This window comes from Okibacterium sp. HSC-33S16, from assembly GCF_024171565.1.
GTDB lineage: Bacteria > Actinomycetota > Actinomycetes > Actinomycetales > Microbacteriaceae > Mycetocola_A.
Window position 1 is genome coordinate 569,747 of sequence record NZ_JALJZZ010000001.1, and the last position, 23,640, is coordinate 593,386.

Genomic DNA, 23,640 nt, shown 5'->3' on the forward strand with positions numbered 1-23,640 from the left:
CTCGATCTATGTCAGAGATCGACCTGAAACCTCGCAGTAGAGCAGTAACAGACGGAATCGAAGCCACAACGTCGCGCGGAATGCTCCGTGCCGTTGGAATGGGCGACGAAGACTGGGACAAACCCCAGATTGGTATCGCCTCAAGCTGGAACGAAATTACCCCGTGCAACCTGTCGCTCGATCGGCTCGCTCAGGGCGCCAAGGAAGGCGTTCACTCAGGTGGCGGATACCCGCTGCAGTTTGGAACGATCTCCGTTTCTGACGGCATTTCCATGGGGCACGAGGGAATGCACTTCTCCCTGGTCTCCCGCGAGGTTATTGCCGACTCCGTCGAAACCGTCGTGATGGCCGAGCGTCTTGACGGCACCGTGCTTCTCGCCGGCTGCGACAAATCGCTGCCTGGAATGCTCATGGCCGCGGCCCGTCTCGACCTGGCCAGCGTCTTTCTCTACGCCGGTTCCATCGCGCCGGGTTGGGTGAAGCTCAGCGACGGTACAGAAAAAGATGTCACCATCATCGACTCGTTCGAAGCCGTCGGTGCCTGCAAGGCCGGGACGATGAGCGAGGAAGACCTCAAGCGCATCGAGTGCGCCATCGCCCCGGGCGAAGGCGCCTGTGGCGGTATGTACACCGCCAACACGATGGCATCCGTTGCCGAAGCACTTGGAATGAGCCTGCCGGGGTCCGCTGCACCGCCCTCGGCTGACCGTCGCCGGGACTACTTCGCGCACCGCTCAGGTGAGGCCGTCGTCAACATGCTCCGTCTCGGAATCACCGCACGTGACATCCTCACGAAAAAGGCTTTTGAGAACGCAATCGCGGTCGCTATGGCATTCGGCGGATCTACCAACGTTGTGCTGCACCTGCTCGCGATCGCTCGCGAAGCCGAGGTCGACCTGACGCTGGACGACTTTAACCGCATCGGCGACAAGGTGCCGCATATCGGTGACCTCAAGCCATTCGGCAAGTACGTCATGAATGACGTCGACCGCCACGGCGGAGTGCCCGTTGTGATGAAGGCCCTGCTTGACGCCGGCCTGATCCACGGCGACTGCCTTACGGTCACCGGCAAGACTGTTGCTGAGAACCTCGCGGAGCTGAACCCCATGCCGCTTGATGGTGAAGTTATCCGCACGCTGGATAACCCCATCCACGCGACCGGCGGTATCACGGTTCTCAGCGGTTCGTTCGCTCCCGAAGGTGCCGTCGTGAAGACGGCCGGGTTCGATGCTGACATCTTTGAAGGCCCTGCGCGGGTCTTTGAACGTGAGCGTGCGGCCATGGATGCTCTCACCGAGGGCTCGATCGTCGCTGGCGACGTTATCGTCATCCGGTATGAGGGACCGAAGGGTGGCCCTGGTATGCGAGAGATGCTCGCCATCACGGCAGCCATCAAGGGCGCTGGGCTCGGAAAAGATGTACTACTATTGACGGACGGTCGATTCTCAGGCGGCACAACCGGCCTCTGCATCGGCCACATAGCACCCGAAGCGGTGGACGCTGGTCCCATCGCCTTCGTGCGCGATGGTGATCTGATACGGGTCGATATCGCAGCTCGGTCGCTCGACCTACTTGTCGACGAAACAGAGCTTGCAGCCCGCCGCACTGGCTGGGCACCGCTTCCCCCGCGCTATACCCGTGGCGTCCTCGCGAAATACTCCAAGCTCGTGCACTCCGCCGCGGAGGGTGCGATCACTGGATAGTGTGACGCCTCGATTCAGATCTCTACTCAACAAGGGAACCCATACGATGCCTGCGGATTCTTCTCCCGCCATATCGCCATCCACTCTCAAAGCTGCTCACACTAACGACGCGCAGACGCCAGAACTCCTCACAGGAGCACAGGCTGTCGTTCGTACCCTGGAACTGATCGGGATCACCGACGTCTTCGGCCTGCCCGGCGGCGCGATCCTTCCCGTCTATGACCCGCTGATGGACACGACGAAAATCCGTCACATCCTTGTCCGTCACGAGCAGGGTGCCGGCCACGCTGCCGAGGGTTATGCGGCCTCCACCGGGAAGGTGGGCGTCGCGATCGCCACCTCGGGGCCAGGCGCGACCAACCTTGTCACGGCCATCATGGACGCGCACATGGATTCGGTGCCGCTTCTCGCGATCACCGGCCAGGTGTTCTCAACCCTGATGGGGACCGACGCATTCCAGGAAGCGGACATCGTCGGCATCACCATGCCGATCACGAAGCACTCCTTCCTGGTGACCGACGCGGCAGACATCCCCTCGACCATTGCGGCGGCGTACCACATTGCCTCTACCGGTCGGCCGGGCCCCGTGCTCGTGGATATTACAAAGGACGCACAGCAGGACACTGTCCCGTTCATCTGGCCGCCGAAGATCGACCTTCCGGGCTACCGTCCGGTGACGAAGGCGCATGGCAAGCAGATTCAAGCCGCAGCTCAGTTGATGGTCGACGCGAAGAAGCCCGTGCTCTACGTCGGTGGAGGAGTCATTCGTGCCGAGGCTTCCGCCGAGCTTCTCGAGCTGGCAGAGCTGAGCGGCGCTCCGGTCGTGACGACGCTCATGGCACGGGGAGCGTTCCCCGACTCACACGCGCAGCACCTGGGAATGCCTGGAATGCACGGAACTGTACCCGCTGTTCTCGCGCTGCAGGAATCCGACCTGATCGTCGCTCTCGGCGCTCGGTTCGATGATCGTGTGACGGGCAAGACTGCTCTCTTCGCGCCACACGCCAAAGTTATCCACGTCGACGTCGACCCCGCTGAGATCTCCAAGATCCGCACGGCCGACGTGCCGATCGTCGGCGATGCCAAGGACGTCATCGTCGACCTCACCGCGGCGTTTACGTCGGCTCGTCAGGAGACGACCCCCGACATCGAGGCGTGGTGGAGCTACCTCAACGGCCTCCGCGAAGAGTTCCCATTGGGTTACACCGAACCGACCGACGGTCTGCTTGCGCCTCAGCATGTCATCGAACGAATCGGCCAGTTGACCGGGCCTGAGGGTGTTTACGCGGCCGGTGTCGGTCAGCACCAAATGTGGGCAGCCCAGTTCATCAAGTACGAGCGTCCCAACTCGTGGCTGAACTCCGGCGGCGCAGGAACCATGGGTTACTCCGTGCCTGCGGCTATGGGGGCCAAGGTCGCGGAACCCGATCGTGTGGTGTGGGCCATCGACGGCGACGGGTGCTTCCAGATGACCAATCAGGAACTCGCTACCTGCGCCATTAACAAGATCCCGATCAAGGTGGCGATCATCAACAACTCGTCACTCGGCATGGTTCGCCAGTGGCAGACCTTGTTCTACGACGGCCGGTACTCAAATACAGACCTCAACACCGGGCACGACACCATCCGCATACCTGACTTCGTGAAGCTCGCGGAGGCCTATGGCTGCCTCGGCATTCGGGTGACATCGGCTGACGAGGTGGACGCGGCCATCCAGCTTGCGTTGGATACCAACGACCGCCCCGTCGTGATCGATTTTGTGGTGAGCGCCGACGCGATGGTGTGGCCCATGGTTCCCCAGGGCGTCAGCAACAGCTACGTCCAATACGCCAGGGATCACAGTCCGTCGTTCGATGAGGAGGCCTAAAGATGACCACCCATGTATTGAGCCTCCTCGTCGAGGACAAGCCAGGTCTGCTCACCCGCGTTGCCGGACTCTTTGCACGACGCGGATTTAACATTGAATCCCTCGCCGTCGGTAAGAGCGAAGTTCCCGGGCTCAGCCGGATCACCGTCGTCGTCACCGTCGAAGGCCTCCCACTTGAACAGATCACGAAGCAGCTCAACAAGCTGGTCAACGTGATCAAGATTGTTGAGCTGGACCCTGCCCAGTCGGTACAGCGCGAGCACCTTCTCATTAAGGTTCGTGTGGATAACACCACGCGGTCCCAGGTACTCGAAGCGGTCAATCTCTTCCGTGCACGAGTTGTCGACGTCGCCACGGACGCCGTTGTGATCGAGGTGACCGGGGACTCGGGAAAGACGAACGCCCTGCTTAAAGTGCTCGAACCATACGGCATTAAGGAGATGGCGCAGTCCGGCCTCCTGGCCATCGGGCGTGGCTCCAAATCCATCACTGAACGCGTATTCAAGAACTAAATGGCGAGTGGTCCGTGCAGAGCACGGTCCGCCGCATCACAACCTCAACAACAAGGAGATAAATAAGTGGCTGAGATTTTTTACGACGCTGACGCCGACCTCTCGATCATCCAGGGCAAGAAGGTTGCCGTTGTTGGATACGGTTCGCAGGGGCACGCCCACGCACTGAACCTCCGCGACTCGGGTGTCGAGGTCGTCATTGGCCTCAAGGAAGGCTCCAAGTCGATCGCCAAGGCTGAAGAGCAGGGCTTCGTCGTCAAGAGCGTTTCCGACGCAGCCGCCTGGGCCGACGTCATCGTGATTCTCGCGCCGGACCAGTTCCAGCGCACCATTTACGCCGAGTCCATCAAGGACAAACTGTCCGAGGGTAAGGCACTCGTCTTCGGCCACGGTTTCAACATCCGGTTCGGTTACATCGAAGCTCCTGAGGGCGTCGACGTTCTCATGGTTGCGCCTAAGGGACCAGGCCACACCGTTCGCCGTGAGTACGAAGCTGGCCGCGGCGTTCCCGTTATCGTTGCCGTTGAGAAGGACGCATCGGGCAACGCGTGGCCGCTGACCCTCAGCTACGCCAAGGCTATCGGTGGACTTCGCGCCGGTGGCATCAAGACGACCTTCACCGAAGAGACCGAGACCGACCTGTTCGGTGAGCAGGCCGTTCTCTGCGGTGGCACCTCACAGCTCGTCCAGTACGGCTTCGAGGTTCTCACCGAGGCTGGCTACCAGCCGCAGGTCGCCTACTTCGAGGTTCTCCACGAGCTCAAGCTCATCGTTGACCTCATGTGGGAGGGTGGCATCGCCAAGCAGCGTTGGAGCGTTTCCGACACCGCTGAGTACGGTGACTACGTCTCCGGCCCCCGAGTCATCGACCCGTCGGTCAAGGAGAACATGAAGGCCGTTCTCGCCGACATTCAGTCCGGTGCGTTCGCGAAGCGGTTCATCGACGACCAGGATGCCGGAGCTCCAGAGTTCCTCGAGCTGCGCGCCAAGGGCGAGGCTCACCCGATCGAAGAGACCGGCCGCGAGCTGCGCAAGCTCTTCGCGTGGAACGCGTCGAACGATGACGACTACACCGACGGTTCCGTCGCGCGTTAGTCAGCACTCCCAACAGTAAACGGCTCCTGCCTTCGGGCAGGAGCCGTTTGTGCGACGTGCATCAGGTTGAACCGGCGAGGTCGCTTAAGCCCTGCTGAGGAACACTTCGATGACCGGTACCGGTACCGGTACCGGTACCGGTACCGGTGTCGCTGGCCGTCGGACCGGCACGTGCAGGGTCACGGTGTTGTCCCCGAGGCCCGTCGGCCGAGTGTGCTGGTTGGGCTGGTCGTGCTCGGGGAGATGCACCGCGCAAATGCCCCAATGAATGAAGAGCCCGAAGCACCCGTGGTCGAACTAGGAAAAGTCGGGTGAGGAAAGCGGGCCAGTAGTCGTGGTCTTCTTTCGCGACAGGTTCGGCGACGGTGATGCTGCTTTCTGAAACACGGCCTCCCTCCACTCGATGTTCGCTTCTGGACTCGTTCCGCTGGCGTGTGTAGCCGGCCGGGATGCGGGTCGTGGGTGCGAGCAAACGGCTACGCTGTAAATCATGAGCACGGATGGCACTGACGACGATGCACTGACCTGGGCCGGTGACGACGAACCAGCGCAAACCACGCCACCCGGTCGTTCCACCCCGACTGAATCGCCGACACCGCGGGTCGCGTCAGGGTGGAAAGTCGTGGGAAAAACGGGCACAACCGTCAAGACGGCAGACGCAACACCGCCGCGCACCCAAATGGGATCGGTTTCCCTGGTTGTGCATGGAGTCCTTGGAGGGGTCTACCTGCTGTACGTCATCGGCTGGCTTGTCGCCGCCCAGCGTGATGGGGCGGCGCCCTCTGACATCGTCGGAAGCGCGATGTACACCGCAGGACTGTGGTTGGCTGTGCTCGCGCCCGCCCTGTGGTTCGGGACCGTACTGTGGCTGACCCGGGCAGCAGCATCCTCCCGGATGAGGCTGATCGCGCTGGGAATCGGCGTTCTTGTCCTCGTACCCGTTCCGTTCCTCGTCGGAGGTGGCGCATGAGCGCGGAAGTGCCCGTCGTCGATACGCCGTCTCGTCGCGTCCCACGGTGGGTCACGACAACGCTGGCCGTTATTTTTGGTCTCCTCTTCGCCTATGACGTGTGGGAAGCAGTCGGCAACGTTATCGGCATCAGTTGGCTCGTCTCAGGGACGGAGACCGCGATCTCGGTCTTCGGGTGGGTGGTCCTCAGCACCAACATCCTGGTGCCGATTGCGCTCTTCCTCCTGGCGTTTCGACTGGGGCGGCGCAGGGACCTGCTCGCCCAAATACTGCTCTACCTCACCGGCCTCGGTGTCTCCGCTGTGATCGCTCTGGACATCGTTGCGCTCTTCGGTGCGGGCCAGCTGCTGACGTAATACGCCATTCCAACCGAGTAAAGTTCAAGTACGAGCGCTCCGACCGCTGCAGCGCCCGACACCATCCCCGTTGCAAACAAAGGATTCATCTGTGTCAAAACCGGTCGTGTTGATCGCCGAAGAACTCTCCCCAGCGACCGTTGATGCCCTCGGGCCCGACTTTGACGTCCGGAACGTCGACGGCACAGACCGTCCGGCTCTCCTCGCTGCGCTTGCGGACGCGTCCGCGGTTCTCGTGCGCTCGGCGACCAAGGTCGACGAGGAAGCCATCGCCGCCGCCCCGAATCTCAAGGTGATCGCGCGTGCCGGCGTCGGACTGGACAACGTCGACATCAAGGCGGCCACCACGGCCGGCGTCATGGTCGTGAACGCACCGACCTCGAACATCATTTCGGCCGCCGAACTCACCGTTGGCCACATCCTGAGCCTCGCCCGGCACATCCCGCAGGCGCACAACGCTCTCGCTGCTTCGCAGTGGAAGCGTTCGAAGTACACCGGCACGGAGCTCTACGAGAAGACCATCGGCATCATCGGCCTCGGCCGCATCGGGGCCCTCATTACGGCGCGACTGCAGGCCTTCGGCACCAACGTCATCGCGTACGACCCCTACGTCACAAGTGCTCGGGCCCAGCAGCTCGGCGTTCAGCTGGTGACCCTCGACGAGCTCCTCGCTCAGGCTGACTTCATCACCATTCACATGCCGAAGACCCCTGAGACCACCGGGATGATCAGCACCGAACAGCTCGGGCTGATGAAGTCGAGCGCATACATCGTCAACGTGGCTCGCGGTGGACTCATCGACGAAGACGCGCTCTACGACGCTCTGGTCTCCGGCACGATTGCCGGCGCTGGCCTCGACGTGTTCGTCTCGGAGCCGCCCACCGACGAGAAGCTTCTCTCGCTGCCCAACATCATCGTTACCCCGCACCTCGGCGCATCGACCGAAGAAGCACAGGAAAAGGCAGGTGTCTCGGTCGCGAAGTCTGTGCGCCTTGCCCTCGGCGGCGAGCTCGTTCCCGACGCGGTCAACGTTGCGGGCGGCGTCATCGACCCCTACGTGCGTCCGGGCATTCCGCTCGTCGAGAAGCTGGGCCAGATCTTCGCGTCCTTGACCACCTCGCCGCTCACGAGCGCCGACGTCGAGGTTCACGGCGAGCTCAACGACTACGACGTGAGCGTGCTCAAGCTGGCTGCCCTCAAGGGCATCTTCACCAACATCGTGAGCGAGACGGTGTCGTACGTCAACGCGCCGCTGCTTGCGGAGCAGCGCGGCATTGTCGTTCGATTGATCACGGATGCCGAAAGCAACGAATACCGCAACGTCATCACCCTGCGCGGTGCGTTGAGCGATGGGTCACAGGTTTCGGTGTCTGGAACGTTGACCGGTACCAAGCAGATTGAGAAGCTCGTCGAGATCAACGGCTATGACGTTGAGGTTCCGATCTCACGCCACCACATCGTGATGCTCTACACCGACCGTCCGGGAATTGTCGCGGTCTACGGTCGGCGGTTCGGCGAAGCATCCATCAACATCGCCGGTATGCAGGTCGCACGCCGCGAGGCCGGGGGACAGGCGCTCAGCGTTCTGACCGTCGATTCGCCGGTACCCGATGAGATCCTCGAAGCTGTGCGCGCCGACATCGACGCGACGGTACTTCGTGAGATCGACATCACCGAGTAGCTACACGCACAGACAAAGGGAGGGCAACCGCGGTTGCCCTCCCTTTGTCTGTGCCGGCTAGAGCGTGTCGTTGCGCTCCGCGGTGTCAATGCGTCCGCCGGTGGCGGGGTCGACGGTACTGCGGTTGGTGACGACCGAGCGACGCTTGCGGGTCATCAGCGCGAGGCCGACGATGAAGACGACGAGCCCTGCGCCCATCAGGATGTAACCAATGAGGTCGAGGTCGACCCACTCGACCGATACGTTGACGGCAAAGGTGAGAATCGCGCCAACCGCGATCAGGAAGATTCCCAAACCAATACTCATGGTGCTGCTCCTCTAATCGGAGGATCCGCGGTGGATCCACTCACGACCGATCGAAACCGGTCTGCCGACACAGTACTGGCGGAGGATTAATCCACGCTAGGGGTGGAGAATCGGTCGAGAACTGTGAGAAGGCTGTCGATGCCCTCGGCAGACACGTCGGCGGGGTCGGGCGTTCCCATGCCGCGCATGGCCGAGTTGAAATAGAGGCCGTCGCTCACAAGTACGATGGCGCGGGCCGTGGCCGGGTCGCCAACCGCCTCGGTGATCACTGCCAGCCATTGGCTCCGGATGCTTGCGAGGGCTTCGCCAGCGCGAGCGTCTGCCGCCTGAGCGAGGCGCGAAGTGGCGATGAGGGCGCGGTCGAGCGGGCTTGATGCGTCGATCGAGGTGCGGATGAGGTAGTCGACCGGTCCAGCCGGGGCCGCCATCATCAGCACCAGGTCCTCGTCGGTGAGCCGGTGCAGCCGCTCCACCAACCCGGAGGAGAGGGCCTCCTTCGAGCCGAAGTGGTAGAGCAGGCCGCCCTTTGAGACGCCGGCGCGGGAGGCGACCGCCTCGAGAGTGGCACCTCGCTCACCCAGTTCAAGGAGGAGGTCTTCATAGGCGATCAGGATGCGCTCCTGGGTCGAAGCGGCCCGCGGCATTCGCTCATCTCCGTGTTCATGGTTCGAGGTCACTTGTTCACTGTACCGTCCAGCCGGTACAGTGGTCGAGGCGCACGCCATATTTGTGAAGGGAAAATTCCGCAATGACCACGTCACTTCCGACGCAACAGGCCTCCGTTTCGGAGAGAGTCGGGGCACGTGGATGGTGGGCTCTTGCCGTACTGATGTTGCCCGTGCTGCTCGTTTCCGTGGACAACACGGTCCTGAATTTCGCGTTGCCCGCCATTTCGGAAGATCTGACGCCGAGCGGAACGCAACTGCTCTGGATGATCGACATCTACCCGCTCGTGCTCGCTGGACTGCTCGTTTCGATGGGGAGCCTGGGGGACCGGATCGGGCGTCGGCGGCTGCTCCTCATCGGTTCGGCGGGTTTCGGCGTCGTGTCGCTCATCGCGGCCTTCGCGCCCACAATTGAGTTGCTGATCACGGCGCGGGCCATCCTGGGGTTCTTCGGCGCGATGCTGATGCCGTCGACGCTGTCGCTCATCCGCAACATCTTCACCGACCGAGACCAGCGCCGGCTTGCGATTGCGGTGTGGGCGAGCGGATTCGCCGCCGGGAGTGCGCTCGGGCCCATCATCGGTGGGCTGCTGCTCGAGCAGCTCTGGTGGGGCTCCGTCTTCCTCATCGCGGTGCCCGTGCTGCTGCCGCTGCTCGTTTTCGCCCCAGTGCTCGTGCCCGAATCCCGTGACCCGAACCCCGGCCGCCTTGACCCAGTGAGCATTGTGCTGTCGCTTGGCACGATGCTGCCGCTGGTGTACGGCATCAAGCACGCTGCGACAGAGGGGCTCGACGTTCTGGCGGTGGCCTGCATTGCCGCTGGCGTTGTCGCCGGGGTGCTCTTTGTGCGTCGGCAGTTCCGGGTTGAGTCGCCGATGCTCGATATGGCACTGTTCCGGATTCCGCAGTTCAGCGGCGCGATTGTGGTGAACCTGTTCAGCGTCATCGCCCTCGTCGGTGGATTGTTCTTCGTCACGCAGCACCTGCAACTCGTGCTCGGACTGTCGCCCCTCGCTGCCGGATTCGCGCTCGTTCCGGGCCTGCTGACGATGATCGTTGCCGGGCTGGTCATCGTGCCGATCGCGGCGCGCGTTCGGCCCACCATCGTGATTCCGGTGGCCCTTGCTTTCTCGGCCCTGGGCTACGGGGCTATTGCCCTCACCGGCGGCGACGTCTCCGCGAACGGCATAGCCCTGTGCTTTGTGGCACTCGGCTTGGGAATCGGTTCGGCAGAGACCGTCTCGAATGAGCTCGTCCTCGCCCATGCGCCCGCCGCCAAAGCGGGAGCAGCGTCTGCCGTCTCGGAGACGGCGTACGAACTGGGTGCTGTGCTCGGAACGGCGACGCTCGGTACCATCCTGACGGCGTCGTACCGAAACGCGGTCGTCGTGCCCGACGGCCTCACCGGCGAGCAGTCGCGAGCGGCGGCCGAGACACTCGGGGGAGCGGTGGCGGTTGCAGCCGAACTGCCGGCTGAGATCGGAGCGCGACTGCTCGACTCAGCCAGGGTTGCGTTCGACAGCGGGGTTGGCCTGGCCGCTTGGGTCGGTTTCGCACTCATCGTCGCCGCCGGCGTGGTCGGTGCACTCTCGCTCCGCAACGTGCGGGGGAGCGGCGAGGCGGCGCAGTAGGCTGGAACACAGTCATCCTTGTCCTTTCGCACCCATGGAGCGCACATGCCCGGTCCCGTCAAGCTTGCAGTCATTCCGGGAGATGGGATCGGACCGGAGGTCGTCGCTGAAGCGATCAAGGTGCTGGATGCTGTCACGGCGGCGAGTGGGACAACCTTTGAGAAGACGTGGTTCTCTCTCGGTGCTGGCCGGTTCCTCGAGACCGGGGACGTTCTCACCGACGACGACCTCGCGAGCATCGCGTCGCACGACGCCATCCTTCTCGGTGCCGTGGGCGGTGTCCCGGGTGACCCCCGACTGAGAAACGCCAACATTGAGCGCGGGCTCCTGCTGCGGTTGCGCTTTTCCCTCGACCACTACGTCAACCTGCGGCCCACGCGGGTGTATCCCGGCGTTCCCAGTCCGCTCGCGAACGCCGGCGATGTTGACTTCGTCGTGGTTCGTGAGGGCACCGAGGGGCCGTACGTCGGTAACGGTGGAGTGATCCGCCAGGGGACGCCTCATGAAGTGGCCAATGAGGTATCCGTGAACACCGCATTCGGTGTGGAGCGTGTCGTGCGGTTCGCTTTCGCGCAGGCGGCCCAACGGCGAAACAAACTCACGCTCGTCCACAAGACGAACGTGCTGACCTTCGCTGGCGGCATGTGGCAGCGCATCGTGAACGAGGTTGCCGTGGAGTTCCCGACGGTCACCGTTGACTATCTGCACGTGGACGCCGCGACGATCTTCATGGTGACGGACCCTGCTAGATTTGACGTGATCGTCACAGACAACCTCTTCGGCGACATCATTACAGACCTGGCCGGCGCAATCAGCGGTGGTATCGGGCTGGCGGCCTCGGGAAACATTAACCCGGATGGCGCCTTCCCGAGTATGTTCGAGCCGGTCCACGGTTCAGCCCCCGATATTGCGGGACAGCAGAAAGCGGACCCGACCGCCGCCATCCTCAGCGTCGCGCTCCTGCTCGAGCACCTGGGCCTCGTTGACGAATCAGCGGCGGTAACGACAGCCGTGACCGCAGACATTGCCGGTCGGGATTCCCGCGCACGCAGCACCTCGGAAATCGGGGATGCGATCGCTCGCGCTCTCGGCGCACACTAGACAAAACGCAACATTGAGCGTCAGCTCACCGAAGGATCGAAATCATGGCTCTCGCAGCAGACACAGAAACCGAATACTTCCCGCTCAGCTTTGAGCAGCGGCCGAACGACAGTGTTGTCGCCGAGGCCGAACGCGAAGTCATTCTCGCCAACCCCGGGTTCGGAAAGCACTTCACCGACCACATGGTCGCCATCGACTGGACCGTCGAGGAGGGGTGGCATGACGCACGGGTGCAGCCGTACGGACCTTTGCAATTGGACCCCGCAGCATCCGTTCTTCACTACGCCCAAGAAATCTTCGAAGGCCTCAAGGCGTACCGGCATGCCGACGGATCTGTGTGGACCTTCCGCCCGGAGAAGAACGCGGAACGGTTCCAGCGATCTGCGCGACGACTCGCGCTTCCTGAGCTGAGCGTCGAGGACTTCATCGAGTCGATCGCCCAACTCGTGCGCACAGACATTAACTGGGTTCCTGACGGTGACGACACGAGCCTGTACCTCCGACCGTTCATGATCGCCAACGAATCATTCCTCGGTGTGCGTGCGGCACAGCGCGTCGGGTATTACGTCATCGCGAGCCCGGCTGGCGCCTACTTCTCCGGCGGCGTGAAGCCGGTATCGATTTGGCTTTCCACCACATACAGCCGCGCCAGCCGTGGGGGAACCGGTGCAGCCAAGTGCGGCGGCAACTACGCGGCATCGTTGCTGCCCCAGCAGGAAGCGGCCGAGAACGGCTGCGCCCAGGTACTCTTCCTGGACGCCGAGTCGAACAACCGCATTGAAGAGCTTGGCGGCATGAACATTTTCTTCGTCCACAAGGACGGAAAGGTCGTCACGCCGGAACTCACGGGCAGCATCCTCGAAGGCGTGACTCGAGACAGCATCCTCCAGCTCGTGCGCGACCGCGGCTTCGCGGTTGAAGAGCGCGCCGTCACCATCGACGAATGGCGTGAGGGCGTCGAGTCAGGAGACATCACCGAGGTGTTCGCGTGCGGTACGGCCGCGGTGATCACCCCAATCGGTGAGCTCAAGAGCCCGGACTTCTCGATCGGAGCGCCCGACGCCGAGCCGGGAGAGCTCACCCTCAGCATTCGTGAAGAACTGACCGACATCCAGTACGGCCGCCGCGAAGACACCCACGGCTGGCTCTACCGGCTCGACGCTTAATTCGACAGAAGGATCCCTGTGAAAATCGCACGCTTCAGCCACGACGGCGCCATCAACTTTGGAATCCTCGACGAGACGGACTTTGTCGTTCTCGCGGGAGACCCCATGTTCTCGGGGTTCGAGACCACAGGGGAGCGCGTCCCGCTCGCCGACGCCGTTCTCTTGGCACCGGTGATTCCTCGGTCGAAGGTTGTGTGCGTTGGTAAGAACTACGCGGACCACGCCAAGGAGATGGGCGGGGAAGCCCCGGAAGAGCCGCTGCTATTCCTCAAGCCCAACACGTCGGTGATCGGGCCGAACGACCGCATCGCGCTCCCGTCACTGTCCCGGCAGGTCGAGCACGAGGGCGAGCTGGCCGTCGTTATCGGGTCTGTCGCCAAGAATGTGCGGGCTGAGGACGCCGACAGTGTCATCTTCGGCTACACCATCGCGAACGACGTCACCGCGCGCGACCTCCAGCGTTCCGACGGTCAGTGGACCCGAGCGAAGGGCTTCGACACCTTCTGCCCCCTCGGCCCGGTGATCGAGACCGAGTTCAGCTTTGACGGCGCAAGCCTCGAGACCCGGGTGAACGGTGAGGTTCGTCAGAACGCGCCGCTCACCGACATGATCCACTCGGTTGCCGAGATCATCGCGTACGCGTCGGCTGTCTTCACCCTTCTCCCTGGTGACGTCATTCTCACCGGTACACCGGCGGGCGTGGGGCCGATCGTATCGGGCGACGTGGTCGAGGTGGAAATCGGCGGGCTCGGCACTCTGAGGAACGCCGCCGTCTAGCGTATCCCCGGGGCGCCGGGCGTTGAGCGACTAGGATTAACCCTGATGTCCAGCGCAACTACACCCCAGTTCTCCACGGCCACCGGCACGGACGTTCGCGTTCGATTTTGCCCTTCCCCGACAGGTACGCCCCACGTCGGACTGATCCGCACGGCCCTTTTCAACTGGGCATACGCGCGGCACACCGGCGGCAAATTGATCTTCCGTATCGAAGACACCGACGCGGCGCGAGACAGTGAAGAGAGCTACCAGCAGATCCTCGACGCACTGCGTTGGCTCGAGCTTGACTGGGACGAGGGTGAGGGAGTCGGCGGAGACCAGGGTCCGTACCGCCAGTCGCAGCGTTTCGACATCTACTCCGATGTGATCGAGCGGCTCAAGGATGCCGGTCATGTCTACGAGAGCTTCTCGAACGCCGAGGAGATCGACGCCCGCAACACGGCTGCCGGTCGCCCCAAGCAGTTCGGATACGACAACTTCGACCGCGACCTCACCGAGGAGCAGAAGGAGGCCTTCCGCGCCGAAGGTCGTTCACCAGCACTTCGCCTCCGCGTGCCCGACTCCGACCTGAGCTTTGACGACCTTGTCCGTGGTGAGATCACCTTCCCGGCCGGTTCCTTCACGGACTTTGTCGTCGTGCGTCCGAACGGGCAGCCGCTGTACCCCTTCGTGAACCCGGTCGACGACGCTCTGATGGGTATCACCCACGTCCTCCGCGGCGAAGACCTCCTGCCATCGACCCCCCGACAGATCGCGCTCTATCACGCGCTCATCGACATCGGACTGACCACGTTCGTGCCGCGCTTCGGTCACCTTCCCTACGTCATGGGTGAGGGCAACAAAAAACTCTCCAAGCGTGACCCCGAGTCGAACCTGTTCCACCACAAAGACCGTGGTTTCATCCCTGAAGGACTCGTCAACTACCTCGCACTACTCGGGTGGGGTCTCTCGGCTGACCGCGATGTGTTTTCGCTCGACGAAATGGTCGCAGCGTTCGATGTTGTCGACGTCAACCCGAGCCCTGCGCGCTTCGACCTGAAAAAGGCGGAGTCGATCAACGGCGACCACATTCGTTTGCTGGCCGCTGACGACTTCGCAGAACGCACCATTCCGTACCTGGTGGATGCGGGCATCCTCACCGAACCGCTCACCGACGACCAGCGCCGCATCCTTGCCGAAGCGGCCCCGCTGGTTCAGGAACGCATCGCCTTGCTCGGCGAAGCTCCCGGAATGCTCGGATTCCTATTCACGGATGCCACGGGCTTCGTTTATCAGGACGACGCGCTGAAAAGCCTTCCGCAGAATGCCACCGAGGTGCTCGATGCGTCGCTCACCGCTCTCGCCGACATCAACGATGCTGACTGGAATGCGACAAACATCCAGGGCGCACTCGCTGCGACGCTGATCGAAGGGCTGGGGCTCAAGCCCCGCATTGCCTATGGCCCCCTCCGCGTCGCCGTCTCGGGCCGCCGGGTGTCCCCGCCGTTGTTCGAGTCCATGCACATCCTCGGCAAGGCTGACGCTCTCGCACGCCTCGAGCGACTGAAGACCCACCTCGCGTCGTGAGCGAGACCTTCGACGTCGTCGTGATCGGCGGTGGGCCTGCCGGGCTCTCCGCCGCGCTGAACCTCGTGCGCGCTCGCAAGCGGGTGCTCCTCCTCGACGGAAACCGCCCGCGTAACGCGGCCACACTGTTTTCACACGGGTTTCTCACCCGTGACGGTGTCTCACCGCTCGAGTTGCGCAAGATCGGGCGTGAGGAAGTCGCCGGGTATGCCAACGCCGACGTGCAGTTCGCCCGCGTCACGCGGGTGACTGCACACGACGACGGATTCCGGGTCGAGGCCGAGGGCATCCGCGGCTCGGCTGATCGCGACGTGGTGACGCGTCGCGTGCTCGTCGCGACCGGGCTCACCGAAACGCTGCCGGCGATTGGCAACATGCGTGCCTACTACGGCACCGCTCTGCACAGCTGCTTCGAGTGCGACGGTTACGAAAAGGTGGGGGAGGAGCTCGCCATCATTGGCGAGAGCGACGATCTGTACGAACGCGCACTTCTCGCAACGGTCTGGTCAGACGACGTGATCGTCTTCACGAACGGTGTGGGGATCGTGTCAGATTCCGATGAGCGGATGCTTTCGGATCGCAATATTCCCGTCGAACGTCGCGAGGTGGCTGAGTTCGTCGGAGACCGCGGGCAGCTCAGCGGACTGAAGCTCGTCGATGGAACGATCGTTCCTCGCACAGCGGGGTTCGTGCGGCCGCTCTGGCACGCGACTCACTCCTACCTGGACGCCCTCCAGCCGCGAACTGACGAGCTGGGACTCCTTCTCGTGGATCAGGGTGGCCGGACGAATGTCCCGGGCTTATATGCCGCTGGAGACATCACTCCACCAGGACCGGAGCAGCTCATCGTCGCCGCAGGCGCCGGTGCGCGGGTCTCGGCTGCCATCGTGCGTGACTCAATTTGAGAGTGGGTCGCGGTTAGGCTACAGTTGACTCTCGGCCGGGGGTAATACCTAAAGGCCCTTGGGGTATGGTGTAATTGGCAACACGGATGATTCTGGTTCATTTGTTCTTGGTTCGAGTCCAGGTACCCCAGCAGTAAGACCCTCGCTTCGGCGGGGGTTTTTTGTTTCGCCGTCGTTGGCGCCTCCCACGTTTTTGCTTGCCTCGTCACCGCTTCGTGGCCTGTACGAGAGTGCCTTGGATACCGGGGCAATCGCCGGCGCCCACCTGATGCATCAGGGCTCGCCAGTCTCAGGGGCGAGAATGGAGGGCATGAATGCAGAACCGGATCACGAGCTTGACGCGCTGATCAGGGCGATACCAGAGGGCTGGACGCGGGTACGGATGGCAGGCCAGGACTGGGGTGTCACGCGTACAACGCGAGCGGGCGGCAAGGTCATGTCCCTTGATGCCGACCGTCTCGGCGACAGCGAGCATTTCGGCGCAAACGTGTGGATTACTTCTGAGGGCTACTTTCTCAGACCATGCGAGGTGCCCGCAGAGAAAGTCATGCAGCTTCTGCGTGATGCCGCGGAAACCCTGGAAGGGTGAGCGATATCGCGTGCCCTGTACGCAATAACGTCATCGGCGGCGCGCGTGCCACGACTGAACTCAACGCGCAGTTGACGGCACGTGACGTCTTCGCTGAGAACACGCCAGTTGGATACTGAAGGCGCCGGCTATCGACGCGGTCCGCGGCGGTCGTGCCGGTCAGTCGCCCTACCAGATCGTGCCGCCGCCGACCGAGATGCCGGCCCACGTGATTGCAATGAAGATCCCTGCGAATACGACGGGGGCGATGCCTTTGCCGTTACGCGCAATCCCCTTGAAGAGCGCAATAACGGCCAGAATCGCGGCGATGACGGACAGTCCGCCGCCAAGAATCAGCCCGATGAACAGGGGGATAGGCATGAGCACGAGGCCAGCCAGCGCGAACCAGAAGGCGGCCCAGGCGGTCGGATTTGAGGGGCGTGCGATGAAGGAAGACATGCGTCTATCATCTCCCGCTTCGTAAGGCGGTTGGTCGACCTCGCCTGCACCCGAGGTGTCAGCCGGTCCGCCCTCATCCCGGCCAGAAATATCTTCAATTGCGGGGACGGTGGCGGCCGCCTCGCTCTTCGGTCGCTCAACTTCTGTCGCTACTCTCCGAAGGTTCTGAGGCGGCGCGGCTTGGCGACGAAAGGGTCTGTTACGGAACGTGACGAACGTGGTCCGGATCCGAAGCTTCGCCAGATATTTTGGCTGTAGAGCCACAGTCGATGCGGGATGACCCACACCCCGAACCCGGAGATGTGTGGTTCCGAATCATCTATCTGACGGTATGCACCGCACCCCATACCCCAAGCGCGAAAAATAGGAGCCACCGTGACGAAGTCATCCCCCAAGAAACTCAAAATACGCATCCTTGCCTCGCTGGCCGTCGTACCACTTGCAGCGCTCCTGGCGGGTTGCGTTGGAAGCGCCGGTGCCTCCGAGGACACATCGGCTGAAAACGAAACCGTCAAAATCGGTGTCGTCGGTGCGAGCGACCCGTACTGGGAGACTTACGTCGACGCAGCAGCTGATGAAGGGATCACCGTCGAACTCGTCGACTTCTCGGACTACAACCAGCCGAATCCGGCACTGGCCCAAGGTGAACTCGACCTCAACCAGTTCCAGCACATCATCTACTTGGCGCAGTTCAACGAAGCCAATGACGAGGACCTCGTCCCCGTCGGGTCGACAGCGATCTACCCGCTCGGCCTGTACTCGACACAGTACGACAGCGTGGAGGATATCCCGGATGGTGCCACCGTCGCCGTTCCGAACGACCCCAGCAACCTGGCCCGCGCCCTCCTCGTGCTGCAGTCAGCCGACTTGATAACCCTCACGGGAGGTGGAAGCACCTATTCAACGGTTGCCGAGATCGATGAATCGACGTCGCGTGTCAAAGTCACTGAACTGGACCCCACCCTCACGGCGACGTCCCTTCCCGACGTCGCAGCGGCAATCATCAACAACGACTTCATCGTCGACTCCGGTCTCGAAGCAAGCGATGCGATTGCACAGGACGACCCGTCCGACCCCAATGCGCTTCCGTACGTCAACATCTTCGCCGCACGTGCTGAGGATGCGGACAACGAGACGTACAAGAAGCTCGTTGAGATCTACCAGAACACGAAAGCTGTCACAGACGGCGTGATTGAAAACTCGGGCGGCACGGCCGTGATTGTGAAGAGCGATGTCAAGGATCTGAGTACCTCGCTTAAGACCGAGCAGGAAAACATCGCAAAGCAGGGTTAGCCGCGACTCGGCACGAGAGGCGAGAGGCGCTGGAGCTACGGGTCCGGTGCCTCTCAGCTTGATGAAGCCTTCATCCGAGGACCGTCGGCGTGGCTGGGGTCGTGGCCAGCGCGCACGGAACCTCCAGCAGCATGCGGACGGAGCCTCCAACTTGGCCCGTGATCCACGAGGTCGCATGATTTGATGGGCTACTGCGAGTAGCGTCCCGCCTACACAGATAAAGTTTGCGCACCGGAGAGCTTACGGAAACAGAAACTCTGGTGGAGAGGAGACGCCGTGGTTGTGTCGAGCGCGGGCATCCTGCTGTACCGACTGACAGATGAGGCGGAGCTGAAGGTGTGGATCGCCCACATGGGCGGTCCGTTTTGGGCAAGAAAGCAGGCCGCGGCTTGGTCGATCCCGAAGGGGGAATTCGACACTGGAGAAGACCCATTCGTGGCGGCTCGGCGGGAGTTTGAAGAGGAGATCGGTGTGCCAGCCCCTGACGCGCCCTATTCCTGTTTGGGTAAATTCCCGCAGCCCTCGGGCAAGATCGTAACCGTCTTTGCGGCGGAGGCAGACTTCGATGTTGATCGGGTGCAGAGCAACACTTTCGAATTGGAATGGCCCAAAGGATCCGGGGTGTTGAAGGAATTCCCCGAGGTGGACGATGCGCGGTGGGTGGGGCTTGAAGACGCCCGCACAAAGCTCGTTCGCGGGCAGGTCGCCGTGCTCGATGCCCTGACGCAGATGTTACGGGCCGAAGGCCGTCTCGGTGATTCAGCTCGCGGTTAGGAGTACGCGCCGAGCACCTCGCGGCGGGACGGCACCAGCGCTCGTCTGAGACGCTGATGTGATAGCCGATCAGTCAGAGGCCGGAACTCTCCGAGGTCGTAGCCCGCTTGATATCGTCGTGGGTCCGCTCGAAATTCTCGAGCTCATCGCGATCTTCGGGAAGGGCTGGCCGCGATCGACGAGCACGGGATATCCCGTATGCACTAAGAAAGCCGACTGGACCGACCGAAATGACGTTGTCCCGAGTGGCAACGAGCGGCACGCCGCAAGCAATTCGAAGAGCAGAAGGATCGATACTCCTTAACCTGTTGCGCAGCAGGGCATCATGAGAGCCTTCTACCAGAAGTGCTGCCGTGTAGTTCGCTCGCACACCGAGGGTTGCTGCACAGCACTCAAGTGTGCTCATCTTGGTTCGACAAAGGAGGCCCCAAATGAGCGATCCGTCCTGGACCCAAGTGGTTAAGACTGTCGAACCGGAACAACCCGAGCTGAAGAGGGTGCTCGGACCGGGACTGCTGCTCCTGTTCATCGTCGGGGACATCCTCGGCACGGGCATCTATGCACTCACGGGCCAAGTCGCCGCTGAAGTGGGAGGCGCTGCCTGGCTCCCATTCCTGCTCGCCTTCGCCGTGGCAACGGTGACTGCCTTCTCGTACCTCGAACTTGTCACGAAATACCCTCAGGCAGCGGGCGCTGCGTTGTATACGCATAAGGCGTTCGGTATCCACTTCTTCACGTTCATCGTCTGCTTCGTGGTGATGTCCTCCGGAATCACGTCAGCATCAACGGCCTCCCGCGCGTTCGCGGCGAACCTCGCCGTGGCTTTCGGGATCCCTGACGAGACGGTGACGACGATGCTCATCGCGCTCGCATTCATCGTCCTGATCACCGTGGTCAATCTGCGCGGCGTCGCCGAGAGTGTGTGGCTCAACGTTGTGTTGACTCTCGTGGAGCTCTCCGGTCTTCTCCTCGTCATCCTGATCGGTATGTGGGCAATCGCGGGCGGTAACGCTGACTGGTCGCAGGTTGTCGCGTTCGAAACTCCCGAGGACAAGAACGTATTGCTCGCGGTCAGCACAGCCACGTCGTTGGCATTCTTCGCGATGGTTGGTTTTGAGGACTCGGTCAACATGGCCGAGGAGACCAAAGACCCGAGCCGGATCTTCCCCAAGATGATGTTGACGGGACTTGGGATCGCGGCGGTGATCTACGTCCTCGTTTCGATCACCGTGGTGGCTCTGGTGCCCATCGGTGATTTGGTCGGCAGCGAGACTCCTCTGGTTACTGCGGTCGAGGCGGCGGCACCGGGTTTCCCCATCAACGACCTTCTCCCGTTCATTTCCATGTTCGCCGTCGCCAATACCGCGCTGATCAACATGATGATGGCAAGCCGTTTGCTCTACGGCATGAGCCGGCAACAGGTCTTGCCGCCGTTCCTGTCGAAGGTCGCGCCCAAGCGGCGCACCCCCTGGGCGGCGATCCTCTTCACCAGCGCACTGGCCATCGGCCTGATCGTCTACGTTTCACTTGACGCTGAGGGATCGATCGTCGCGTTGCTTGGCGGAACAACCTCGTTGCTGCTCCTCACCGTTTTCGCCGTGGTGAACGTTGCTGTGCTCGTGCTGCGTCGGCAGCCCGTCGATCACAAAACCTTCCGGACGCCGGTGGTCCTGCCGATTATCGGAACACTCACCTGCCTTTATCTGGTTCTCCCGTGGACTTCGGGGCGGCCGGTGGGGCAGTACTGGATCGCGGTTGTGCTCCTGGGAATCGGCGTTTTGCTGTGGGGAGCCGAGCGGCTCTACACGATGAGTAGACGCCGCCGTGAGAGCCACACATAGCGGCGACCGCGCTCTCGAGCTTTAACCGTTAACGGCAGTTCAACCACGCGAAATCGGCCGAGAAAGCACCTCGAAGCCGTCTTGAGACGTCCAACGGAGTTCACCGCGTTGGAACGTTTGCGTGACCGTTCCGTCCTCGTGGGAGACGGTATCGCCCGTCGGGTGGCCGAGCTCGGAGAGTCCTCCGCCGAGGCGTCGATGCTGGACAGCGAACTCAGCCGTCATGACGTGCGTGCCGCCGGTAAGCGATGAATAGAGTACGCCGTTCTTGAATTGCTGGCTCTGCCCGCGACCGTCGACGGTACGAACGTCGCCTGTTGGCATGCCGAGCTGACCGTCCGGCCCACCAAGCTCCGCGTAGCGGGTAGCGATCAGCCCCGAGACGATTCGCGCGCCGTCCGCCTGAGAGACATAGATGAAGCCGCGTTCGAATTGTTGACCCGACTTGCCTGACGGGTACGTGGTGGTATCGGTTACCGGCGCGCCCAGCGTCTCACTGGTTTTGTCATAGAGGGCAATGACCCGGTCGAGGACCATGTGGGCGGTGTCGCCCACCTGAATAATGGCCCCGTTCTTGAACGGCTGACGGGTGACGCCGGATGCAGTGTCCGCGGCGTCAGTGGGAGAGCCCAGGGCGCTATCCGGGCCACCGAGGCGTTCATAGGTTTCGCCGATGGTGCCGGTGGTCTGATGGATGCCGGTTCGGCGGGAAATGAACAGCCACCCGTTCGAGAACTTCTGGCCGATCGTTCCGTTCTTGTACGTCACAGTACTGCCCGCGGGTGATCCGAGGGACCCGGCAGCCCCTCCGCGCTCACCATAGACGTTGGCGGCTGCCGTCAGGAGGTATTGCGCGCCCTGCTCCGGGGTATGGATGGCAATACCGTTTTCAAATTCTTGTTGTGTCAAACCGGTCGAGAGGACAGATGCGGGTGCGAGGGGGGCCCCGAGCACCCCGGATGGACCGTTCTCAACCACGTAAAGATCACCGATCGCGCCCGTCACAGCGATAATCTCGCCGTCGGCCGACGCGCGGTGAAGCCATCCGTGTTCGAAAGACTGGCTCGACTGATCGCCTTGTGTCTGAGTGTTCGTCGTCGGGTATCCGAGCGGACCGCTGACGCCGCCCGCCGTAGTGAGGGCTGAGTGAAAGTCTCGCAGAACGAATCGCACACCCGTCTCTGTGGACGAGTAGAGGACGCCATTCCGGAACGTCTGCGAGTGCTCCTTGGCAGGGCTGGCGGGATATCCGAGGAACCCCGCCGGTCCTCCGGTGAGGTTGTACGCCTCACCGAGGTCGCCGGTGGTCGCCGTTGCGGTGTCGGTAGACTTTTCCCAGTACGCCCAGCCCGATGTGAATGCCTGGCCGATTCCGCCGTCGGTATAAGTCAGCACTTCGCTGGTCGCGACGCCCAGACCGTCAGCAGCCTGAGACAGCTCTGGCGCTGTGCTGAAACGCAACGGCCCCCGCTGCGCGACCGGCGTGGAACCCGCGCGGACCGATCCGAACCACGTCGTGAAGAGATTGAAAAAGTTGCGGTTTCCATAGGCGGAGCACGCATCTCCGGTACCCGTCCCCGCCGCGAGTGCGGCCGCGTTCGGCTGGTACGGAGTGTAGGTGTAGAGAGAAGCCGTCGCCATATTCTCGATGTGCACCTCAGATGAGCCGCATGACGCGGTGGGTGACCATCGAATGGCGACCCTTTTTCCGGGAGCGTACTGAGTGAACGCTTTCGACGTACCCTCCGGGTTGGTGTAACGAATGAACTGGGACGCTGACTTGTACACTTGGTTGAAGAATCCGAAGTATTCACTGTCGCACGGGGCCGTGTCGGGGCATCCGTAGCCCATCGCGATGGTGTACTTCCGTTCGGTGGGCCTCGTCGTCGTAACGAGACCCTGCTCCTTCTCCATCAGGACAAGAAGCACCTGCGGGTTGATGCCGCAGGCGGTTGCGACCGAGGAAATAATGCGGGCAGCAGACTCCCTCGACCCGCCGTTGTATCGCGAGCACATCGCATCCGCAGGTCTCGGGGTGGTGGCGAAGGTCGCTGCCCGAAGGCAATCGGTGGCCTCGCAGGCGCTGCCTTTGTCGTCGAGAAAATTCTGGATTTCGCTCTCGGTCATCGACTGCGCGTTGTAGAAGACCGCGTCATCGATGATGTTTCCGGCGTTGAAGACCGGCGCATCCGCACGCGCAGACAGCACGGCCCCCGTGGCCAGAACGACGGCGATCACCGCAACGACTGCAACGATGACTGCAGCCCGTCGTGGCAGGCTTCCGCGGCGCTGTGCACGGAGCGGAAACGGAGGGGTGTTAATGGTTGATCCTTGAAACGAGTGAGGCGTCTTGGGTTCGGCTTCTCGTCATACTGTCGGCCGGCCCGCCGTGTTCGTCAGGTGC

The 23,640-nt window shown here is 62.4% G+C and carries 22 protein-coding genes and 1 tRNA gene; 19 read left to right on the forward strand and 4 right to left on the reverse strand.

The window, feature by feature from the left end; translation table 11 throughout:
• Positions 1 to 8 precede the first annotated feature (8 nt).
• The 7 genes from ilvD (at position 9) to serA (ending at position 8,184) form a co-directional block, all read left to right on the forward strand.
• A complete protein-coding gene (gene ilvD / locus L1277_RS02790; protein WP_253374814.1) occupies positions 9 to 1,703 on the forward strand; it encodes a dihydroxy-acid dehydratase in 1,695 nt (564 codons plus the stop codon).
• Positions 1,704 to 1,749: 46 nt separating this feature from the next.
• Entirely contained in the window at positions 1,750 to 3,570 is a 1,821-nt protein-coding gene (locus L1277_RS02795; RefSeq protein WP_253374815.1) for an acetolactate synthase large subunit, read from the forward strand.
• Positions 3,571 to 3,572: 2 nt separating this feature from the next.
• Positions 3,573 to 4,082 (forward strand): acetolactate synthase small subunit, encoded by a 510-nt coding sequence (gene ilvN, locus L1277_RS02800; RefSeq protein ID WP_253374816.1) that lies wholly within the window; start codon positions 3,573 to 3,575, stop codon positions 4,080 to 4,082.
• A 66-nt stretch (positions 4,083 to 4,148) separates the two neighbouring features.
• Positions 4,149 to 5,177, forward strand: coding sequence for a ketol-acid reductoisomerase (gene ilvC, locus L1277_RS02805; protein WP_253374817.1), 1,029 nt, complete (start codon positions 4,149 to 4,151; stop codon positions 5,175 to 5,177).
• Positions 5,178 to 5,667: 490 nt separating this feature from the next.
• The gene (locus L1277_RS02810) at positions 5,668 to 6,147 is read left to right on the forward strand and encodes a DNA polymerase III subunit gamma/tau (protein ID WP_253374818.1); all 480 of its coding nucleotides are present in this window, start codon (positions 5,668 to 5,670) and stop codon (positions 6,145 to 6,147) included.
• A complete protein-coding gene (locus L1277_RS02815; RefSeq protein WP_253374819.1) occupies positions 6,144 to 6,503 on the forward strand; it encodes a hypothetical protein in 360 nt (119 codons plus the stop codon). The genes L1277_RS02810 and L1277_RS02815 overlap by 4 nt, the downstream gene beginning before the upstream one ends.
• A 91-nt stretch (positions 6,504 to 6,594) precedes the next feature.
• Positions 6,595 to 8,184 (forward strand): phosphoglycerate dehydrogenase, encoded by a 1,590-nt coding sequence (serA, locus tag L1277_RS02820; protein WP_253374820.1) that lies wholly within the window; start codon positions 6,595 to 6,597, stop codon positions 8,182 to 8,184.
• A gap of 57 nt (positions 8,185 to 8,241) precedes the next feature.
• Here serA and L1277_RS02825 read toward each other — a convergent pair whose 3' ends face one another.
• Positions 8,242 to 8,490 carry a DUF6458 family protein gene (locus L1277_RS02825; protein WP_253374821.1) on the reverse strand — a complete coding sequence of 83 codons (249 nt, stop codon included), beginning with the start codon at positions 8,488 to 8,490 and terminating at the stop codon, positions 8,242 to 8,244.
• Between the two features lie 86 nt (positions 8,491 to 8,576).
• Complete coding sequence (locus tag L1277_RS02830) at positions 8,577 to 9,167, reverse strand: TetR/AcrR family transcriptional regulator (protein WP_253374822.1); 591 nt, start codon at positions 9,165 to 9,167, stop codon at positions 8,577 to 8,579.
• 71 nt (positions 9,168 to 9,238) lie between these two features.
• On the opposite strand from L1277_RS02830, the gene L1277_RS02835 reads away from it, so the two are divergent.
• From L1277_RS02835 to L1277_RS15560, 9 genes are all read left to right on the forward strand, one after another.
• Complete coding sequence (locus L1277_RS02835; protein WP_253374823.1) at positions 9,239 to 10,786, forward strand: MFS transporter; 1,548 nt, start codon at positions 9,239 to 9,241, stop codon at positions 10,784 to 10,786.
• Positions 10,787 to 10,831: 45 nt separating this feature from the next.
• A complete protein-coding gene (locus tag L1277_RS02840) occupies positions 10,832 to 11,887 on the forward strand; it encodes a 3-isopropylmalate dehydrogenase (RefSeq protein ID WP_253374824.1) in 1,056 nt (351 codons plus the stop codon).
• A 44-nt stretch (positions 11,888 to 11,931) separates the two neighbouring features.
• Positions 11,932 to 13,053 (forward strand): branched-chain amino acid aminotransferase, encoded by a 1,122-nt coding sequence (locus tag L1277_RS02845; protein ID WP_253374825.1) that lies wholly within the window; start codon positions 11,932 to 11,934, stop codon positions 13,051 to 13,053.
• A gap of 18 nt (positions 13,054 to 13,071) precedes the next feature.
• Positions 13,072 to 13,830 (forward strand): fumarylacetoacetate hydrolase family protein, encoded by a 759-nt coding sequence (locus L1277_RS02850; RefSeq protein WP_253374826.1) that lies wholly within the window; start codon positions 13,072 to 13,074, stop codon positions 13,828 to 13,830.
• Between the two features lie 45 nt (positions 13,831 to 13,875).
• A complete protein-coding gene (gene gltX / locus L1277_RS02855; RefSeq protein ID WP_253374827.1) occupies positions 13,876 to 15,396 on the forward strand; it encodes a glutamate--tRNA ligase in 1,521 nt (506 codons plus the stop codon).
• Positions 15,393 to 16,301, forward strand: a complete 909-nt coding sequence (locus L1277_RS02860; RefSeq protein ID WP_253374828.1) for an NAD(P)/FAD-dependent oxidoreductase — start codon at positions 15,393 to 15,395, stop codon at positions 16,299 to 16,301. Before gltX ends, L1277_RS02860 begins: the two co-directional genes overlap by 4 nt.
• A 59-nt stretch (positions 16,302 to 16,360) precedes the next feature.
• Positions 16,361 to 16,432: transfer RNA gene (locus L1277_RS02865), tRNA-Gln, on the forward strand.
• Positions 16,433 to 16,611: 179 nt separating this feature from the next.
• On the forward strand, positions 16,612 to 16,890 hold the full coding sequence (locus L1277_RS02870; RefSeq protein WP_253374829.1) for a peptide methionine sulfoxide reductase: 279 nt from the start codon (positions 16,612 to 16,614) through the stop codon (positions 16,888 to 16,890).
• A complete protein-coding gene (locus tag L1277_RS15560; RefSeq protein ID WP_256481323.1) occupies positions 16,887 to 17,009 on the forward strand; it encodes a hypothetical protein in 123 nt (40 codons plus the stop codon). The genes L1277_RS02870 and L1277_RS15560 overlap by 4 nt, the downstream gene beginning before the upstream one ends.
• Before the next feature lie 49 nt (positions 17,010 to 17,058).
• Here the strand turns inward: L1277_RS15560 and L1277_RS02875 are convergent, their stop codons facing one another.
• Positions 17,059 to 17,328 (reverse strand): hypothetical protein, encoded by a 270-nt coding sequence (locus tag L1277_RS02875; RefSeq protein WP_253374830.1) that lies wholly within the window; start codon positions 17,326 to 17,328, stop codon positions 17,059 to 17,061.
• 375 nt (positions 17,329 to 17,703) lie between these two features.
• Between L1277_RS02875 and L1277_RS02880 the strand changes: the two genes are divergently transcribed.
• The 3 genes from L1277_RS02880 (at position 17,704) to L1277_RS02890 (ending at position 21,236) form a co-directional block, all read left to right on the forward strand.
• Positions 17,704 to 18,621, forward strand: coding sequence for a MetQ/NlpA family ABC transporter substrate-binding protein (locus L1277_RS02880; RefSeq protein WP_253374831.1), 918 nt, complete (start codon positions 17,704 to 17,706; stop codon positions 18,619 to 18,621).
• 276 nt (positions 18,622 to 18,897) lie between these two features.
• Positions 18,898 to 19,395, forward strand: coding sequence for an NUDIX domain-containing protein (locus tag L1277_RS02885; protein ID WP_253374832.1), 498 nt, complete (start codon positions 18,898 to 18,900; stop codon positions 19,393 to 19,395).
• A gap of 431 nt (positions 19,396 to 19,826) precedes the next feature.
• Entirely contained in the window at positions 19,827 to 21,236 is a 1,410-nt protein-coding gene (locus L1277_RS02890) for an APC family permease (protein WP_253374833.1), read from the forward strand.
• A gap of 39 nt (positions 21,237 to 21,275) precedes the next feature.
• Here the strand turns inward: L1277_RS02890 and L1277_RS02895 are convergent, their stop codons facing one another.
• Positions 21,276 to 23,474, reverse strand: coding sequence for an LGFP repeat-containing protein (locus L1277_RS02895; RefSeq protein ID WP_253374834.1), 2,199 nt, complete (start codon positions 23,472 to 23,474; stop codon positions 21,276 to 21,278).
• Between the last annotated feature and the right edge of the window lie 166 nt (positions 23,475 to 23,640).

Excerpts from the sequence above, each read along its gene's own strand:
- L1277_RS02840 (WP_253374824.1), top strand. The coding sequence starts at position 10,832 with ATGCCCGGTCCCGTCAAGCTTGCAGTCATTCCGGGAGATGGGATCGGA.
- ilvN (WP_253374816.1), top strand. The coding sequence starts at position 3,573 with ATGACCACCCATGTATTGAGCCTCCTCGTCGAGGACAAGCCAGGTCTG.
- L1277_RS02825 (WP_253374821.1), bottom strand. The coding sequence starts at position 8,490 with ATGAGTATTGGTTTGGGAATCTTCCTGATCGCGGTTGGCGCGATTCTC.
- ilvD (WP_253374814.1), top strand. The coding sequence starts at position 9 with ATGTCAGAGATCGACCTGAAACCTCGCAGTAGAGCAGTAACAGACGGA.
- gltX (WP_253374827.1), top strand. The coding sequence starts at position 13,876 with ATGTCCAGCGCAACTACACCCCAGTTCTCCACGGCCACCGGCACGGAC.
- L1277_RS02810 (WP_253374818.1), top strand. The coding sequence starts at position 5,668 with ATGAGCACGGATGGCACTGACGACGATGCACTGACCTGGGCCGGTGAC.
- L1277_RS02795 (WP_253374815.1), top strand. The coding sequence starts at position 1,750 with ATGCCTGCGGATTCTTCTCCCGCCATATCGCCATCCACTCTCAAAGCT.
- L1277_RS02835 (WP_253374823.1), top strand. The coding sequence starts at position 9,239 with ATGACCACGTCACTTCCGACGCAACAGGCCTCCGTTTCGGAGAGAGTC.
- L1277_RS02815 (WP_253374819.1), top strand. The coding sequence starts at position 6,144 with ATGAGCGCGGAAGTGCCCGTCGTCGATACGCCGTCTCGTCGCGTCCCA.
- L1277_RS02845 (WP_253374825.1), top strand. The coding sequence starts at position 11,932 with ATGGCTCTCGCAGCAGACACAGAAACCGAATACTTCCCGCTCAGCTTT.
- L1277_RS02890 (WP_253374833.1), top strand. The coding sequence starts at position 19,827 with ATGAGCGATCCGTCCTGGACCCAAGTGGTTAAGACTGTCGAACCGGAA.
- L1277_RS02870 (WP_253374829.1), top strand. The coding sequence starts at position 16,612 with ATGAATGCAGAACCGGATCACGAGCTTGACGCGCTGATCAGGGCGATA.
- L1277_RS02875 (WP_253374830.1), bottom strand. The coding sequence starts at position 17,328 with ATGTCTTCCTTCATCGCACGCCCCTCAAATCCGACCGCCTGGGCCGCC.